Raw genomic sequence first — 16668 nt, 5'->3', positions numbered from 1 at the left:
GCACGGGCAATGTAGCCCCGGAAGGGCGCACGCTCTATATCTCCGACACGCCTTCGCGCTCTGTCCAACCTTCCAGCCCGTTGGGGAGGCGGATGCGCACATACTTCCCCGCGTCCTCCAGCAGGCGGACCTTCAGCCCGGCGTGGACCTCGAAGAGCGTCTTGGCCTCGCCGCGAGGAAACTCGCGGGCCACCAGCTTCGGTGACAGCACCACCGCCTCGTGCACCGTCCGCTGTACCCAGATGTGGGCCGCGAGCAGGCCGCCCAGGGGCAGCGCGAGCGTCAGGGCCACCCCGCCGAGCACCGCCGCCCAGGTGCGGCGGCCGGGCCGCAGGAACCGGAAGAGCACCAGCGCGCCGAAGCCCACGCACCAGGCGGCCAGGAAGCCCCAGGCCACCGGGGCCTCGGGCGTGGCCAGCACCAGCCGGGTGAGGAAGTCCTCCTCCAGCGCGGTGCCCACCACCTTGTCCACCTGCCGGGCCCGGGCAATGGCCAGGTTCGCCTCCAGGTCCGGGGCGCGTCCGCCCTGCTTCCAGGCCCGCTCCAGCGCCAGCGTCGCCCGGCCCAGGTCTCCCTGCGCCAGGTACACGGTGCCCAGGTTGTAGAGGACGTCCGGGCCGCCCTGGCCATGGGACAGCAGCTTCTCGTAGCCCTCGCGCGCCGCGGTGTAGTCCTCGCGGGAGTAGGCGTCATTGGCCTGGGAGAAGAGCGTCTCCGCCTCCTCGGGCGTGTAGTAGCCCTGGCTCAGCAACACGGCGGTGAGCATGGCGGTGAGGGCGCTCATTTCTCCCACTTCTCCATCACGGCCTCCGCCGCATCCAGGATGCGGTTGCGCTCGGAGGGCTCCGCGCCCCCGCCAAAGCGCCCCACATCACACGCCTCCAGCACGTAGAGCACCCGCGAGCGGTGCGTGGGCGCCACCCCCGCCTGGGCCATCTTCTCACCCAGGGCCTCGCGGGTGAGCCCCACCACGGGCGTGCGCAGCCGGGCCTCCAGGAAGCCCATCAGCGCCTTCTCCACCTCCGCGTAGAAGGCGCTGGCGCTGCCCTGGCCCTTGAGCTTCTCCGCCGCCTCCAGCCGCCTGCGGGCCGCCTTCGCCTTCTGGTGGGTGCGCCCCACCTCCGTCTGCGAGAAGAGCTTCCCGCGCATCTGGCCCAGCAGCGCCACGCCGAGCAGCAGCCCCACCGGGGCCAGCACCGTAGGCAGGAAGAAGGCCCGCTCCCAGAGCGGCGCCGCCGGGGCCACGAAGCGCGCCTGGTGGCGCGGGGGACGCAGGCCGCCCACGGTCAGGACGTTCTTCGGCGCGTTGGCCGCATCCGCCACGGGCGTGGGCGTGCTGCCCAGGGACGTGGCCCCGCCCGAGCCCGCCTCCACCGTCACGGTGACGGGGTCCGTGCGCGCCACGTCGTACGCGCGGCGGCCCGGGTCGAAGTAGGGGAACTCCAGCGCCGGCAGGGTGAAGGTGCCCGTGCGCTGCGGCATCACCAGGTACTCTTGCACCCGCTGGCCCTGGATGCGGTTGCGCACGGGGCTGAGCCGGTCCGAGGTGGACGGATCATAGACCTTCAGCGCCGAGGGGGCGTTCAGCTTCGGCGGGGTGACGTTCTTCACGTTGCCCGAGCCCTCGAGGGTCACCCTCACGGTGATGGGCTGGCCCAGCTCCACGCTCGTGGGTGACACGTCCAGGGTGAGCTGCCAGTCGCCCACGTGGGCATTGGCCATGCCCGGCGGCGCGCCCGGAGGCAGCGGCTTGACGCGCACCTTGAGCACGTTGGCCACCCGGTGCACCCGGTGCCCGGCGAACAGGAAGCCCGTGGTGATGTCCGCCTCCGCGGCGGTGATGGTCAGCGAGCCCGCCTTGACCGGGAACAGGGCCCGGCGGCGCAGCAGGTAGGCGCGGTAGGGAATGCCGTTGACGGTGCGCCGCTCGCCGGAGAGCTGCGTGGGGCTCTCCACCTCCTCGCTCCAGAAGCCCTCCAGCTTGGGCATGGTCACCGCGTCCACGCTGGACAGGTCCACCCGCGAGTAGATGTAGAGCGACAGCGTCACCTGCTCGCCCACGTACACGTCATCCCGGTCCAGGCTCGCCCGCAGGAACAGGTCCGAGTCTCCCCGGGGGATGATGGTGTCCTCGTCCTCCGCGTCACCGCCCAAGGGGCTCTGCCCCGGGGTGGGAAAGTTCCGGAACGGATCCGGCAGCCGGCTGGGACGGCTGGCCTGCCCGGACGGAGGCCCGAGCCTTCCCGGGCTCACGGTGATCTCCACCGGCTCGGTGCGGTAGGTGCGGCCCGCCGTCTGGAGCACCGCGGGCGGAATGATGAGCCGGCCCGGGCGCAGCGCCCGCATGACGAGGGTGTGCTTGGTGACGTCCTGGATGACCGCCGGGCCGCCGCCCGACAACTGGATGGAGCGCTGGCTGCTGCGGGACGAGGAGATGACCTCGATGTCCTTGGGCGCGGGGAACTGCACCTGCGCCGAGGGGGGCGCGTCCACCACCACCACGGTGAGGCGGAAGGCGTCCTCGGTGCCCACCTCGGGCCGGTCCACCGATTGATAGAACTCGATGGCCGCCCACGCTGGCGCCGAGGCCAGCACGGCCAGCCCGGCGAGCAACACCCGCCAGCCGCTACCAGTCCTTCTCATTCGGTGCCCTCTGCTTCTTCTTCTGCTGGAAACGCCACAGCTGGAGATTCTTCTCGTTCTGCTTCATCGCATCCAGCAGCCGCTCCGCTTCCTGCCGGTCGATGTCCGCCTGGCTGGCCCCCGCGTCCGCCCCGGATCGCTCCTGGGCCTCCCCTTGGCTGCCCTCCTCGCTGCCGCCGTCGCTCTCCTCGCCCTCCCCCTCGTTCGAGCCGCCATCGGCCCCGCCGTCCTCGCCACCATCCCCCTGCCCCTCGTCCTGCGTACCCGCGTCCGCGCCCCCATCCCCGCCGTCCTCGCCTCCGTCGGCCCCGCCATCCGCGCCACCGTCCGCGCCCGCGTCGGCCCCTCCATCCGCGCCGCCGTCCGCGCCGCCGTCCTGGCCCGCGTCGGAGCCACCATCGCCGCCGTCCATCCCGCCATCCTGGGGCTGGCCACCGTCGGCCTTCTGGCCGCCGTCCTGGCCCGCGTCGGGCTTACCCGCATCGGAGCCGCCATCCTCGCCCCCGTCCGCGCCGCCGTCGGTGCCCCCGTCCTGCCCGTCCTGCTGGGGCGGCGGAAGGTTGCGCAGCACCACCTCGTAGTTGTGGCGCGCCATGGCGTCGCTCGGATCCAGCCGCAGGGCCCGCCGGTAGGCCTGGAGCGCTTCCTTGCGCTCGCCCTTCGAGGCGGCGAGGTTGCCCAGGTTGTACCAGGCCTTCTGTTGCAGGTCGGGCCGGTTGGACTCCGCCACCCGCTGGAAGGCCGCCTTGGCCTCCTCCGCCCGCCCGAGCTGCGCCAGCGCGTCGCCCCGGTTGAACTCCACCGCGGGATCATCCGGCCGCTCCTTGCGGACCGCCTCGAAGGCCTCCAGCGCCTTCTCGTACTGGCGCGCGTCATACGCCTCGCGCCCCTGCGCCGCGAGCGGGTGGTCCACCTCCAGCGGCCCCGCGGCCCACACCGGCCCCGCCAGGCCCGCCACCAGCAGCCACGCCAGCGCCCGCCCTGCCCGCCCCGGCCGCCTCACGAGGCCCTCCGGCGCGCGGAGGGCAGCAGCAGCATCCCCGCCACGAGCAGCGCCAGGCCCGGCGCCGCGTAGTACTGGAAGCGCTCGTCGTACCGCACCGTCACGCGGCTCTCGAGCTCGCTCTTCTGCATCTTGTCGATGCGCTCCACCACCTGCCCCATGGCCACGCCGCGCGGCTGGTAGAAGAAGGCGCCCCCGGTGGCCTCCGCGATGGCCGTCAGCCCTCCGCGGTCCAGCCGGGTGATGACCGTCTCCCCGGCCGCGTCCTTCTTGTAGTCCACGAACTCGCCCCGCCGGTTGAAGACGGGGATGGGCTCCCCCGTCTCCGAGCCCACGCCCACCGACAGCACCTGCACGCCTCCGTCCTTGAGCGCCTCGGTGGCCTCCCCGACTTCGCCGAACAGGTCCTCGCCATCCGACAGCAGGACCACGGCCCGCTCCTTGGCCCCCCGGTCCGCGTTGCTCAGCACCTGGCTCGCCAGCTTCAGCGCCGCGCCGATGTTGCTGCCCCCTTGCGGCATCTGGTCAGGGTCCACCGCCCGGAGGAACAGCTTCACCGCCGAGTAGTCCGAGGTGAGCGGCGACTGGATGAAGGCATCGCCCGCGAAGACGACCAGCCCCACCCGGTCCCCCTTCAGCTCGTCCAGCAGCGTGTTCAGCTCCAGCTTGGCCCGCTCCAGGCGGCTGGGCTGCACGTCCCGCGCGAGCATGGACTTGGAGGCGTCCAGCACCACCACCACGTCGATGCCCTTGCGCTTCGTCATCTCGCTCTTGCTGCCGCACTGGGGCTGCGCCAGGGCCACCCCCAGCAGCGCCAGCCCCAGCCCGTAGAAGCTGCCCTGCACCGCCGGGCGCCACTGGGACACGCCCGGCGCCAGCCGGTCCACCAGCCGCTCGGCGAGCAGCGCCCGCACGCGCGCGCGCCGCCTCAGCGCCAGCACCAGCGCCAGCAGGCCCAGGAACAGGCCCACCGCGCACAGCAGCAGGAAAATGGGCTGCGCCAGCCCCGCCTGATAGCCGAGCACGGTGAAGCGCCAGGGTTCCACATGCGGCATCACGGAAACACCCTCAGGAAGGTGGCGCGCAGGAACAGCTCCAGCGCGGCGAGGCCGAAGGCCGCCAGCAGGTACGGGTGGAAGTCCTCGCGGTAGGTGGCCGACGCGCCGCCCTCCACCAGCTTCGAGCGCTCCAGCGCGTCGAGCACCTTCTGGAGCCCCTGCTTGAGCCCCTCGGGGTCCGTGGCGCGGTAGTACTCGCCGCCCGTGCGCGAGGCGATGTCCTGCAGCAGCTCGGGGTTGATGGGAATCTCCGTCTCCCGCCACACGACGTTGCCGAAGAGATCCTGCCCCTGCGGGAAGGGCACCTTGCCGCCCTTGCCCACCAGGATGGTGTACACGGGAATCTTGAGCGACTCGGCCATGGAGGCCGCGTCCAGCGGGGAAATCTTCCCCGCGTTGTTGTCACCATCGGTGATGAGCACCACCACGCGGCTCTTCGCCTCGGAGTCGCGCAGGCGGTTGAGCGAGGTGGCCAGCGCATCGCCGATGGCGGTGCCGTCCTCCAGCACGCGCGTGCGGATCTGCTTGAGCACCTCGCGCAGCACGCCGTAGTCCAGCGTCAGCGGGGCCTGGGTGTAGGCGGCGCCGGCGAAGACCACCAGCCCGATGCGGTCATTCACGCGGTTGGAGATGAACTCGGCGAGCACCTCCTTGGCCACGTGCAGGCGGTTCTGCGGCCGGAAGTCCCCGGCCTCCATGGAGGTGGACAGGTCCAGCGCCACCACGATGTCGATGCCCTCCACGCTCAAGTCCCTCACCCGCGCATCGCGCGACTGGGGCCGGGCCAGGGCGAGGAGCGCCGCCACCACGGCCAGGGCACGCACCCCGGGCAGCACCGGCAGCAGGTAGGAGCGGAAGCCCCGGCCCTGGCGGGCGAAGACGTGGGCGCCCGAGAAGCGCAGCGCGGCACGCTGGCGCCGCTCCCGCCAGGCCTGGAAGAGCAGGACGGGCACGAGCAGCAATCCCCAGAGCACCTGAGGGCTATGGAACGCGAGGTCCGGAAACATGGGCGGGGGGCTCGGGGGGGGGAGGCGCCGGCGGGGTATACGTCTTCTCGACCAGCTCGTAGCCGAACGCGAGCGAGGCCTCGCACGAGTCCGGGGTGGCGTCGGCGCGCGCGTACTTCACCATGTCCGACTCGGAGACGAAGCGCATGAGCTTGTCCTCGGGCAGCCCCGGGGTGTGCAGCTTGCGCAGCGAGGCGAGCAGCTCGGGGCTCGTGCACTCCAGGGCCTCGAAGCCGTAGCGCTCGCCGAGGTAGCCGCGGATGATTTCCGAGAGCCGGAAGTAGAAGTCCTTCACCCGGCCCTGGCCGTGCAGGTTCTCCTTCCGGAGCGCATCCAGCGCCTGCCGGGTGCGGATATCCAGGGGGGCCTTGGGCTTCGCCGCCGCCGCGTGCGAGCGGGGCCTTCGCAGCCACTTCACCACGCCGTAGGCGAGCAGGCCCGCCACGAACAGGCCCAGCGCCACCCAGACCAGCCGCCAGGAGCGGATGGGAATTTCAGTAGGCGGCTGGTAGTCGAGCAGCTCCGCGCCCTTCGCGTCCGCGTCCTGGGGCAGCGTGGGCGTCACCTCGACGTCCAGGCCGGGCACGCTCACGCTCTGCGTGCCCGCCGGGGCGTACAGCTCGAAGCGCAGCTCGGGCAGCTTCACCGTGCCCAGCGAGAAGGCGGAGAGCTTCAGCCGGAACGTGGTGACGGAGCGGTCCGGCCCGTCCTGGCGCTGGCGCGTCTGCTCCAGCACCTCGAGCTCCTCCAGCTCCTTGGGCATCACCAGCTCGAAGCGCTGGTCCTTCGCGTGGGTGAAGACGAGCTCGTGCGTGAAGGTCTCCCCCAGCATCACCTGCGGGGGCAGCACGCGCCCGGACACGTCCCAGGGCGCCATCCCCTCGGCCACGCCCCCATCCAGCACCTGGGCGGTGAGGGGTTGCAGCTCCGGGTCCCCGCCCGGGCCCGAGGAGCGCCCACAGGCCGCCAGGCCGAGCAGCACCACCAGCAGAAGCCGCCTCATGCCGCCAGCCTCCGGGCCCGCGCGCGGAAGAACTGCGCGAGCGCCTTGCCATGGTCATTGCCGCCGCGCAGCTCCACGTGGTCCAGCTCCAGCTTCTTGAACAGGCGCTGGCGCTCCAGGCGCTGGGCCTGCATGGCCCGGGCGAACCGGCCGCGCACGCGCGGATCCGCGGTGTCCACCACGAAGCGCTCGCCCGTCTCTGGGTCCTCCATCTCCACCAGGCCCAGCTTGGGGAACTCCACCTCCAGCGGGTCGGCGATGACGACGGGGACCAGGTCGTGCTTGCGCCCCACCAGCCGCAGCGGCTTCTCGTAGTCGCGCGCCAGGAAGTCGGAGATGAGGAACGTCACCGCTTTGCGCTTGGCCACCTGGCGCAGGTACATGAGCCCCACGCCCAGGTCCGTGCCCGTGCCCTTCGGCTTGAAGGTGAGGATGTCGCTGATGAGCCGCAGCACGTGCGTGCGGCCCTTGCGCGGCGGCACCACCTTCTCCACCCGGTCCGAGAACAGGATGAGCCCCACCCGGTCGTTGTTGGCGATGGCCGAGAAGGCGATCTGCGCGGCCGCCTCGGCGGCGATCTCCGCCTTGCTGCGCTCGTGCGAGCCGAACTCCTTCGAGGCCGACACGTCCACGAGAAGCATCACCGTCAGCTCGCGCTCCTCGGTGAAGACCTTGACGTAGGCCTCGTTCATGCGCGCGGTGACGTTCCAGTCGATGATGCGGATTTCATCACCGGGCTGGTACTGGCGCACCTCGGAGAAGGCCATGCCCCGGCCCTTGAAGACCGAGTGGTACTGGCCCGCCAGCATGTCCGAGACCACCTTGCGGGTCCGGATCTCCAGCTTGCGGATGCGGCGGATGAGGTCCTTCGGGAGCACGGGGCGCTCGGGGGTCCAGTCTGAGAGGGGGCGTTACGGCACTTCGACGCGATCGAACACGCGCTGGATGATCTTCTCCGAGGTCAGCTCCTCGGCCTCGGCCTCGTAGGTGACCGCCACGCGGTGGCGTAGCACATCATACGCCACGGCCTTCACATCCTCCGGCGTGACGAAGCCCCGGTGCCGCAGGAACGCGTGCGCGCGCGCCGCCTGCGCCAGCGCGATGGTGGCGCGGGGGCTCGCCCCGAACTGGATGTAGTCCGCCAAGTCCTTGAGGCCGTACTTGTTGGGCTCGCGCGTGGCGAACACCACGTTGAGGATGTACTCCTTCACCTTCTCATCCATATAGATGAGGTGAACGAGCTCGCGCGCCCGCGCGATGTGCTCCAGGCCGATGATCTTGTTCGCCCGGGGCGAGGAGCCCCCGGACATGCGGTCCATGATGACCTTCTCCTCGTCCCGCGTGGGGTAGCCCACCTTCACCTTGAGCATGAAGCGGTCCACCTGCGCCTCGGGCAGCGGATAGGTGCCCTCCTGCTCGATGGGGTTCTGCGTGGCGAGCACCAGGAATGGCGCGGGCAGCGGGAAGGTCTGGTCGCCGATCGTCACCTGGCGCTCGGCCATGGCCTCCAGCAGCGCGGACTGCACCTTGGCCGGGGCGCGGTTGATTTCGTCCGCGAGCACCACGTTGGCGAAGATGGGCCCCTTGCGGACGGTGAAGTTCGCCGCCTGCTGGTTGTAGATCATCGTGCCCACCAGGTCCGCCGGCAGCAGGTCCGGGGTGAACTGGACGCGCATGAAGGTGGCGCTCAGCGTGTCCGCGATGGTGCGCACCGTGAGCGTCTTGGCCAGGCCCGGCACGCCCTCCAGGAGCACGTGGCCATTGCAGAGCAGGCCAATGAGGATGCGCTCCAGCATGTAGCGCTGCCCCACGATGACCTTGCCGGTCTCCTGGTTGAGGGCTTCGACGAAGCTGCTTTCCTGCTGCACCCTCTCGGTAAGGGCTCGGATGTCCGTGTTCATGTCCCCTCTGGGCCTCAAACGGCCGGCCAGCCTAGGGTTTCCAGGGTATCCGGCTCAACACCGCAGAAGGGGGGACATTCCGATAACGTGTGCCCCCCTCCCGCTGGAGTCCTCCCCCATGCCCTTGACGGCCGGCCCCATCGAGTCGCACCTGCTCGGGCAACTCGCCCCGGTGGTGGCGCCCCGCGCGCACTGGCTGCCCGGAGGCGGCTCGGTCCGGGTGCTGGAAGGCGGCAGCGGCCCCCCGGTGGTGCTGCTGCACGGGCGTGGCCACGCCGCGTCCATGTGGTTCTCCTACCTCACGGTGCTGGCCCGGGGGCGGCGGGTGCTGGCGGTGGACCTGCCCGGCTTTGGCCTCTCCTCCTGTCCCGAGCAGCGCCTGCGCACGGGGGAGGACGGGGCGCGCTTCTTCACCGGGCCGGTGGAGGAGCTGCTCCAGGTGCTCGCCCCGGGGCCGGTGGCGCTCGTGGGCCACTCGCTCGGGGGCCTGGTGGCGCTGGAGCTCGTGCTGCGCGGGAAGGTGCCCGTGGAGCGGCTGGTGCTCATCGACGCCATGGGGCTGGGCCCCACGATGACGCCCCAGGCACGCCTGTTCTTCCGCGCGGGGCCCGAGCGGCTGGCCCGGACGCTGAGAGCCCCGCTCTTCGAGCGGCTGATGCCGCCCCCGGAGACGCCGCTGGGCCGCCGGCTGGGCCTGCTCAGCCACGAGCTGCTCGCGGTGCCAGAGGGCCGCGCCCAGGCCACGCGCGCCTTCAACACCCTGGTGCCCGTGGTGGGCGGGGTGTTCCACCGGCGCGAGCAGCTCGCCTCCGTGCCCCAGCCCGTCCTGCTCGTCTGGGGGGAGCGCGAGGAGATGCTGCCCGTGTCCCTGGCGGTGGAGGCCGCCGAGCGGTTTCCCGAGGCGCGGCTGCTGCGGGTAATGGCCGGGCACAGCCCGCACCTGGAACGGCCCGAGGTGGTGCTGCCTGCGCTCAAGGCGTTTCTGGGTGACGCTCCGTCCGGGGTTCCGGGGGCTGACACCGCGCCCGAAGGGGCGTGAGGCGACTTGGGAAGAAAAAGAGAAAGCGCGGAAGGAGCGGCCCCTCCTTCCGCGCTTCATCCCCCCCAAGTCTGCGTGCACCCTTGAATCGGGTACGCAGGGACTCTTGTGCATGGGCCATGCCACGCCAAAACAGGGGAGGATTCACGCCCAAACGGGGTTTTGAAACGTCTTCGGAACGCAAGCTGCGTCTGAAGTGGACGCAGGCGCTTCTTTTTGGGACGCATGCGTCCGGATTGGACGCAACAGCCTCCCGGTCAGCCCTGTCCTTGGAGGACAAAGAGGCGATCCAGCCGAAGGCTACCGCGTCCCAAGGGAGCGTCCAACCGGTAGTCAAAGTCGTACATGGCCCGCACGTGCATCCCCGCCGAGCGGAAGAGGCGCCGGACCTGGGCCAAGTCGTAGGTGCGGAAGAACCACTCCGTCTCGATGAGCAGGTCCTTGTCCTCGCCGGTGATTCGCAGGCGGTTGCGCATGGGCGAGCGGCGGAGGCGGCGGTCCGGCAGCCCCTCTTGGGTGTTGCAGACGACGGTGTCCTCGCCCACATGCCCCACCCAGCGCTCCCGCTCGGGCGTGGTGCGCGCATAGTCGGTGAGGTGGAAGCCGAGCACGTAGAGGCCGCCGGGCTTGAGCAGGCGCCGGGTGGACTCCAGGTGCGCGCGCGCCGCCGCCTCGCTGTCCAGGTAGCGGAACGTGGAGACGAGGTTGAAGGCCAGGTCCACCTGCCCCATCAGCCCGGGCACGGCGAAGGACTCCATCCGGGCTTGGTGCAGCTGCACCCGGCGGCGCCAGGAGGGCTTCAGCCGGCGGCGGGCGTGCGCGAGCATCGGCTCGGAGATGTCATAGCCCACCACGTCCAGCCCCCGGCGCGCGGCCTCGGCCACCAGGCGCCCCGCCCCGCACGCGGGCTCCAGCCAGAGCGAGCCCCCGGTGCCGTGGTGCTGGTGGACCTGAAGAAGGAAGTCCATCTCCTTCTCCGTGTCGGTGCCGAAGATGGCCTCGTAGTACTCGGGGTGGTCGTACCAGTCGGAGCGTCTTTCCATGGAGGCCCTCCCCTCAGTGGTCCGCGAACTGCGCCAGCGCGAGCATGAGCAGCAGCCCCACCCCGAGCACCAGCAGGTTGCTGCCCCGCCGGTCCTTGCCATGCCGGTTCACGTGGGGCAGCAGGTCCGACACGGCGATGTAGAGGAACGTGCCCGCGGAGAAGGCCAGCGCCCAGGGCGAGAACTTCTCGAAGCTCAGCGCCGCGTCGAAGGCCAGGTAGAGCGCCGCGCCCACCGGCACCATGAGCCCATAGAAGAGCGCATAGGCGAGCAGCGTCCCCGTGCTCCGCCCTTCCGCCTTGAGGATGGAGGCGAGCGACAGCGACGAGGGCACCTTGTGCGCGGTGATGGCGATGAAGGCCATCATCCCCACCCCCTCCATCACCGCCGAGCCCAGGGCAATCCCATCCACCAGCGTGTGCACGGACAGGCCGATGAAGGCCGTGAACCCCAGCCCGTGGTGCTTGTGCTCGGTGCAGTCGAGCGGCTCCTCGCACGTGTGCGTCAGCACGAAGCGCTCCAGCACGAGCAGGAACACGAAGCCCGCGGGCACCAGCGTGAAGGAGCGGTAGCCGCCGCCGTGGAAGGCCTCCGGCAGCATGTGGAAGAAGGCCGCGCCGAGCATGACGCCGGCCGCGAAGGCCAGGAACGTCACCAGCTGCGTCGGCCGCCGGGTGAACACCACGACCAGCGCGCCCGCCAGGGCTCCCAGGATGATGACGAACGAGTAGGCGGCGACGGCGGCCACGACCGGCGACATGGGGCGCGGACCCTACATCAGATGGGCTGGCCGCGACACTCTTCCGCCGCCCGCCGCCCTCAGTAGTACCGCCGCATCACCACGAGCGCGACGCGCCCGGGCTTCACCTCGACCTGCTGCGTGGTGAGCCGCCCCCGGAACTCCACCTCGATGGTGTGCGGCCCGGGCGGCAGCCGGAAGCGCGCGAGCTGGAACTCCGCGGGCAGCGACAGCCAGGAGCGCAGGTCGGGCTGGTTGGCCAGGTTCAACAGCAGGAACGTGAGGTAGCCCAGCTCCTTGCTCTTGGTGGCGGCCCCCACCCCCGCGGCCACGCCCGCCTTGAGCACCGTGCCCGCGAGCTGCTTGGCCAGCATCCGCCCCACCCGGTCGTTGAGGTGCACCTTGGCCACCTGGTCCAGGGACGTCACCGTCACCGCCAGCGCCGAGGCGTCCGCCACCCGCACCCGCGCGGCCGGCGTGCGCCCCCGGTCCACGTAGACCGGCACGGTGATCAGCTCCACGGATTCCCGGTAATGCTGGTTCGCGGACTCCTTCTCGGGCGCCAGTCCGGCTTCGACCACCACCACCACCTGTCCCTCCTGAGGGCTCAGGGGCTCGTGGGGCACGTCCGGAAAGCGCTCGCGAAGCTGGGCATAGAGGTCCTCGCGGCCCGTCTTCTTCGCCAGCCGCAGCAGCGGCTCGGCCAGGGGGCCCAGGCCCGGCGCCAGCTCGAGCGCCTTCGCGTAGTCGATGTAGGCCGAGTCCCACTCGCGTTGATCTTCGTAGAGGACGCCGCCCAAGTAGCGCGCGATGGCGAGCTGCTCGTAGGGCTTCTTCTCATCGACGATCATCTTCTCCAGCCGCTCGTTGACGCGGCGGACCTCGACGAGGGCGTCCTCGTCCTTGCCCAGCTGCGCGTAGTTGAGCGCCTGGAGCACGGTGATCATCAGCTTCTCGAAGTCCTCGCCCCGGTAGGCCCGCTGGCGCTCGCTGCTCAAGAGCGCCCCGGCCTCCTCCGTGATGGAGATGGCATCCAGCTCCGCGGACATCCGGTCCGCCTCCGCCAGCACCTGGATGCTCTCCTCCCAGCGCCCCGCGGCGTGCAGCACCATGCCCTTGTCCAGCAGCACGAGCAGCGTGTCCTTGGCGTTGCCGTCCTTCTCCAGCGAGGACAGCTCCTCCAGGGCGCGCGGGTAGTTCTCCTGCTCGTAGGCCTGGCGCACCCCGCGGGTGCGGGCCACGTAGTCCCCCGCGCACCCCGCCCACAGCAGGGGCCCCAGCACCAGGAGCAGGGCCCAGCCGGGCGGACGCGGGCTTGGAGCACGACGGAACATGGGGCTCACATCCTGAAGGCGGCGGCCCGTCACCAGCCGACGGTGCGCTTCTCGAACTTCTTGCGGATCTGCTTCTCGTCGGTCCACTCGATGAGGCCGGTGCGCACGTTGTTCAGCTTCGCCGTCATCTTGTAATAGACGAGCTTGTCGTTGCCGACTTCCTGGATGATGGAGGCCAGATCGCCCGTCATCAGGAAGTCCACGGAGACCTGCTGCCCGGGGCCCTTGGCCGCGTTCGGATCCACGTAGCCGGACTGCTGGTACTCATACTCCTCGGCGATGTCCTGGCGCGCCCCCTGGTCCACCAGGGCGAAGCGGCCCGTCTGCGCCAGCGCCGTCTGGATCTTGTCGGCCAGCGAGCGCATGTCCACGTGCTCGGAGGTGCTGTTCTTCAGCTTGCCCACCAGCACGATGGGCAGCGGCTGCGCGGTGGCCTGGGCGAAGCGCGGCGCGCTGGCCAGCGACTCCGCCATCTTCTTGGCGATGAGCTGCAGGTCGTTCTCGTTGAAACGGTCCGACAGCATCTCGATGGTGTTCGGGTCCTCGTAGGAGCCGCGGGTGAACGCGCGCGGCCCCCCGCAGGCGGCGGTGAGCGAGGCGGCAAGGCAGGCAGAGACGAGAAGACGGCTATTCATGGGGCGTGCACTCCAGGGACGGCTAGTTCCATTCGCATTCGAAGCGGCTGCCTTCGAAGCGCCACTTGTAGGCCAGGACCGCGTCCTGGCGGTACCCCGCCGTCAACCGGCAGAGGTTCTGCAGCGAGGCGCGCGGATAGTCAAAGGTGTAGACCTGCGCCTTGGACCGCTCCAGCTCGGTGAGCTGCGAGGGGTGCGTCAGCGTGGGGCTGGCGCTGGCGGCCACCAGCACCCGGTGCGGGCCGTACTTCGTGAGCGTCACCTGGCCCGGCAGCTCGATGCGCCGCACCAGCCGCGCCCGGAGGATGTCGCTGCGGTCCACCATGGACTCGTGCGCGTTGCGGTTCTGGAGCAGGTCCGGGATGTTGAGGGTCAGCACGCGGGTGATGTCCCCGTCCTCCACGAAGAAGTAGAGGAAGGCCTCGCGCGCGCTGCGGCTCTCTCCGGTGAAGTCCAGCGTCACCAGCAGGTTGAGGGCGCGGTTGGGCGCCAGGCCATGCAGGGAGATGGCCGACAGCACCTCCTGGGGCACGCCCTCCTGCTTCAGCCGGATGAGGCCATCGGCGCTCGCATCGCAAGCGCAGCGGCGCTCTTCGATCATCTTGATGAGCTGCGCGGAGGTGAAGCCCGCCTTGGCGAGCTTGGCCACCTCCGCGTCCGTCAGCGGCAGCTGATCCGAGCGCTCGTAGATGCGGGGGAACTGGTTGGAGTTCCACTCGATGAGGTTGATGGTCTGCACCTCGCCCTGCGGAAAGACAGGGACGGTGGTGCCCCGGGACGTGGAGATCCGGGGCGCCGTCTGGCCGGCGACGAGGGCAAGCGTGGCGATGAGGGCGTGTGCGATCATGATTAGAACCTATACCCGACGCTCATGAACACCCGGTGGCTGAGGTTCTCTCCATCGTTCTCGATGGGCAGGGGGATGTCCGGCGAGTAGGACAGGCCGAGCAGGAGGTTGTCCCCCCGGCCCACCAGCACGTCCGCGCCGATGATGGGCGACAGGCCGAAGCGCATGCCAATTTCCGGCATGTGGATGGCCCCAGCCCGGATGCCCAGGTGGAAGCTCAGCGGGTAGCCGTACGTGCGGAAGCGCGGGCCCACCATCAGGTTCAGCCGCCCGCCGTCCAGCACGTAGGAGCCGCTGAAGTCGAGCTGGTACCAGTCATCCCCCCAGAACGAGGCGGTGAGGCCCAGGAACAGGGGCGGTCCCTCGGGAGCCCCCAAGGGCGGCTCCTCCGCGTTGACGGCCGCACCCCAGTTGAACTCCAGCGAGAACCGGCCCCCGCGGAGATCTTCGTAACCGCCCTTCCCGTACTCGGACCCTTCGGGCCCATCGGTACGGCCCCGCTCCTGGGCCAGGGCAGGCAAGGCGGCGAGCAGGGTGACGGCTCCCCACAACGTGGCATGGCGCTTCATCACGGCGGACTCCGGCGGCGCAGGTGGATACTTCCCGGAGCCACGACGCTCCGGCGCGCCGCATATTCACGGGGCCCTGGCCCGCTCGCAAGCCGCCTGTCGCCTGCCGCTCAGGCCCGGGGCGCCTGTCCCTGCTCCGGCGACGGGGAATCCGTCACCACCGTGACGGGCCGGGTCTCGCTGCGCACCGTGGGCAGCCAGCCGGGCCGGCCCCGCAGGAAGACGACGAGCCGCTCCCGGACGAGGCACCGCAAGTCGAACAGCTTGCTCGCGGGTGCGCTCACCAGCGCCCGGACGGACAGTGTCTTGTCCAGGACATTCAGGACCACCACGGTCTGCACCTTGCCGTCCCACAGCTCGCGCCCCTCGTTCTCCAGGATGCGCTTGAGCTCGGCGCGCAGCACGTCGATGTCGCAGAAGTAGTCCACCTGGAGAATCACCTCCCCGAGCATCTCCGAGCGCGAGCGGCTCCAGTTCTGGAAGGGCTTGTCCAGGAACTGGGTGATGGGGATGACGAGCCTCCGGTTGTCCCAGATGCGCACCACCACATAGGTGAGGGAGATCTCCTCGATGGTGCCGAACTCCCCCTCCACCACCACCTGGTCCCCCATGCGGATGGGCTGGGTGATGGACAGCTGGATGCCCGCCAGCAGCGTGGAGATGGACTTCTGGGCCGCCAGACCGATGACGAGGCCTGCGATACCGGCGGAGGCCAGCAACGAGACGCCCACGTTGCGCACCACCTCGAACTGCATGAGCAGCAGCGCCGCGGCGATGACATAGGTGGCCACCTCCAGCACGTGCCGCATCACCGTGAGCTGGGTGTTCAGGCCCCGGATGCGGTCCCCGTTGTCCGGGTTCTTGGAGGCCACCTGCTCCTGCACATAGGCGGAGGACACCCCCAGGAAGCGCAGGATGAACCACGCCAGGGCGATGATGGTGAGCGAATAGCTCAGGCGCGCGAAGACGGCCTGGACCGGCTGGGGCAGCAGCAGCAGGGAGGTCCCCACCGCCAGCAGCAGCGCGAAGTACGGCAGCCGCAGCGGGCCCCTTCCGGCCCCCACCAGCGCATCGTCCCAGGTGAACTTCGTCCACTTCGCCAGCCGCTGGGTGAAGCCCAGCGTCAGCCGCTCCAGCAGCAGCGACAGCGCCCAGCCCCCCACGAGCACCACGAGCAGCCCCAGCCACTGCCACGCCTCCAGCCCCAGCACCGTGCGCTTGAACAAGAAGTCCGGCAGCACCTCCGTGAGCACCGGCCCGTAGGCGCCGAACAGCCGGTCCACCTCCTTCACCGTGGACTCATTGAAGACCCACACCAGCGCACCCCCATTGTCCACCACGCGCTGGACGCGGATGGGCACCTCGGCCCCCGCCAGGGGGATGGTGCCAATCTGATCAAAGCGCGCCTCCTTGGGGTCGCCCTCCGGCTCGGCGCTCAGCAGGGACAGGTCCACGGGCAGCTTGCGGTCCAGGACGAACTTCAACCGGCGGGCCAGCTGGGCCCCGGCGTCCGCCTGCTTGTCACGCGGCAGGTAGTCCAGGTCCAGGTAGTGGGCCGCCAGGGCGTAGTTGCCCGCGTGCGCCTCGGCCAGGAAGCCTTTCACCGTGGCTTGAGGGGTCAGCCGGTCCACGGTGGGTGGAGGTGCTCCCAGACCCGTATTGAGGGCCCAGGCGGGGAGGCTGGCGAGGAGCGCCGCGCAAACGGCCAGAAAGGCTCGAGACATGGGCGCTTTCCTTACTCGGTTGCCCGGGGACCGCCACAACCTTCGTTTCGGACGTTGGCCCCTCGACCGTACGCCCGTGGACACCTGGAAGTGGCCTCACGGGCCCCCCACCGGGAGGAAAGC

General features: G+C 70.3%; 16 protein-coding genes. 1 reads left to right on the top strand and 15 read right to left on the bottom strand.

The features are described 5' to 3' along the window. Positions 1 to 34 precede the first annotated feature (34 nt). From KY661_RS14895 to KY661_RS14860, 8 genes are read right to left on the bottom strand one after another with little or no spacing between them, the layout of a single operon-like run. On the bottom strand, positions 35 to 784 hold the full coding sequence (locus KY661_RS14895) for a tol-pal system YbgF family protein (protein WP_225410831.1): 750 nt from the start codon (positions 782 to 784) through the stop codon (positions 35 to 37). Beyond that, on the bottom strand, positions 781 to 2643 hold the full coding sequence (locus KY661_RS14890; protein ID WP_225410830.1) for a BatD family protein: 1863 nt from the start codon (positions 2641 to 2643) through the stop codon (positions 781 to 783). The genes KY661_RS14895 and KY661_RS14890 overlap by 4 nt, the downstream gene beginning before the upstream one ends. After that, positions 2627 to 3646, bottom strand: a complete 1020-nt coding sequence (locus KY661_RS14885) for a tetratricopeptide repeat protein (RefSeq protein WP_225410829.1) — start codon at positions 3644 to 3646, stop codon at positions 2627 to 2629. The genes KY661_RS14890 and KY661_RS14885 overlap by 17 nt, the downstream gene beginning before the upstream one ends. Continuing rightward, positions 3643 to 4701 (bottom strand): VWA domain-containing protein, encoded by a 1059-nt coding sequence (locus KY661_RS14880; RefSeq protein ID WP_225410828.1) that lies wholly within the window; start codon positions 4699 to 4701, stop codon positions 3643 to 3645. Before KY661_RS14880 ends, KY661_RS14885 begins: the two co-directional genes overlap by 4 nt. Continuing rightward, positions 4701 to 5711 (bottom strand): vWA domain-containing protein, encoded by a 1011-nt coding sequence (locus tag KY661_RS14875; RefSeq protein WP_225410827.1) that lies wholly within the window; start codon positions 5709 to 5711, stop codon positions 4701 to 4703. The genes KY661_RS14880 and KY661_RS14875 overlap by 1 nt, the downstream gene beginning before the upstream one ends. Beyond that, entirely contained in the window at positions 5686 to 6714 is a 1029-nt protein-coding gene (locus KY661_RS14870; RefSeq protein ID WP_225410826.1) for a hypothetical protein, read from the bottom strand. The genes KY661_RS14875 and KY661_RS14870 overlap by 26 nt, the downstream gene beginning before the upstream one ends. Then, the gene (locus tag KY661_RS14865) at positions 6711 to 7592 is read right to left on the bottom strand and encodes a DUF58 domain-containing protein (RefSeq protein ID WP_075006973.1); all 882 of its coding nucleotides are present in this window, start codon (positions 7590 to 7592) and stop codon (positions 6711 to 6713) included. Before KY661_RS14865 ends, KY661_RS14870 begins: the two co-directional genes overlap by 4 nt. Before the next feature lie 33 nt (positions 7593 to 7625). Beyond that, entirely contained in the window at positions 7626 to 8615 is a 990-nt protein-coding gene (locus tag KY661_RS14860; protein WP_225410825.1) for an AAA family ATPase, read from the bottom strand. A 118-nt stretch (positions 8616 to 8733) separates the two neighbouring features. Here KY661_RS14860 and KY661_RS14855 point away from each other — a divergent pair, with 118 nt between their 5' ends. Next, positions 8734 to 9654 (top strand): alpha/beta fold hydrolase, encoded by a 921-nt coding sequence (locus tag KY661_RS14855; protein ID WP_225410824.1) that lies wholly within the window; start codon positions 8734 to 8736, stop codon positions 9652 to 9654. Positions 9655 to 9911: 257 nt separating this feature from the next. Here KY661_RS14855 and KY661_RS14850 read toward each other — a convergent pair whose 3' ends face one another. The 7 genes from KY661_RS14850 to KY661_RS14820 all read right to left on the bottom strand — a co-directional run bounded on the left by KY661_RS14850 (position 9912) and on the right by KY661_RS14820 (position 16545). Beyond that, positions 9912 to 10697 (bottom strand): class I SAM-dependent methyltransferase, encoded by a 786-nt coding sequence (locus KY661_RS14850; protein WP_225410823.1) that lies wholly within the window; start codon positions 10695 to 10697, stop codon positions 9912 to 9914. Between the two features lie 13 nt (positions 10698 to 10710). Then, on the bottom strand, positions 10711 to 11457 hold the full coding sequence (locus tag KY661_RS14845) for a ZIP family metal transporter (protein ID WP_225410822.1): 747 nt from the start codon (positions 11455 to 11457) through the stop codon (positions 10711 to 10713). Positions 11458 to 11516: 59 nt separating this feature from the next. Further along, positions 11517 to 12770, bottom strand: a complete 1254-nt coding sequence (locus KY661_RS14840; RefSeq protein ID WP_225410821.1) for a COG3014 family protein — start codon at positions 12768 to 12770, stop codon at positions 11517 to 11519. A 29-nt stretch (positions 12771 to 12799) separates the two neighbouring features. Beyond that, positions 12800 to 13405, bottom strand: coding sequence for a penicillin-binding protein activator LpoB (gene lpoB / locus KY661_RS14835; RefSeq protein WP_093516606.1), 606 nt, complete (start codon positions 13403 to 13405; stop codon positions 12800 to 12802). 22 nt (positions 13406 to 13427) lie between these two features. Then, positions 13428 to 14252, bottom strand: a complete 825-nt coding sequence (locus KY661_RS14830; RefSeq protein ID WP_225410820.1) for a hypothetical protein — start codon at positions 14250 to 14252, stop codon at positions 13428 to 13430. 2 nt (positions 14253 to 14254) lie between these two features. Next, positions 14255 to 14821: a hypothetical protein gene (locus KY661_RS14825; RefSeq protein ID WP_225410819.1), complete on the bottom strand. Its 567-nt coding sequence runs from the start codon at positions 14819 to 14821 to the stop codon at positions 14255 to 14257. Positions 14822 to 14931: 110 nt separating this feature from the next. Then, positions 14932 to 16545 (bottom strand): mechanosensitive ion channel family protein, encoded by a 1614-nt coding sequence (locus KY661_RS14820; protein WP_225410818.1) that lies wholly within the window; start codon positions 16543 to 16545, stop codon positions 14932 to 14934. Positions 16546 to 16668: the final 123 nt, after the last annotated feature.

The sequence above is a fragment of the Allostigmatella hybrida genome (assembly GCF_020103775.1).
Lineage (GTDB): Bacteria > Myxococcota > Myxococcia > Myxococcales > Myxococcaceae > Hyalangium > Hyalangium aurantiaca.
Note: the sequence above shows the minus strand (reverse complement) of the source record. Positions and strands in the feature narration are given on the sequence as shown.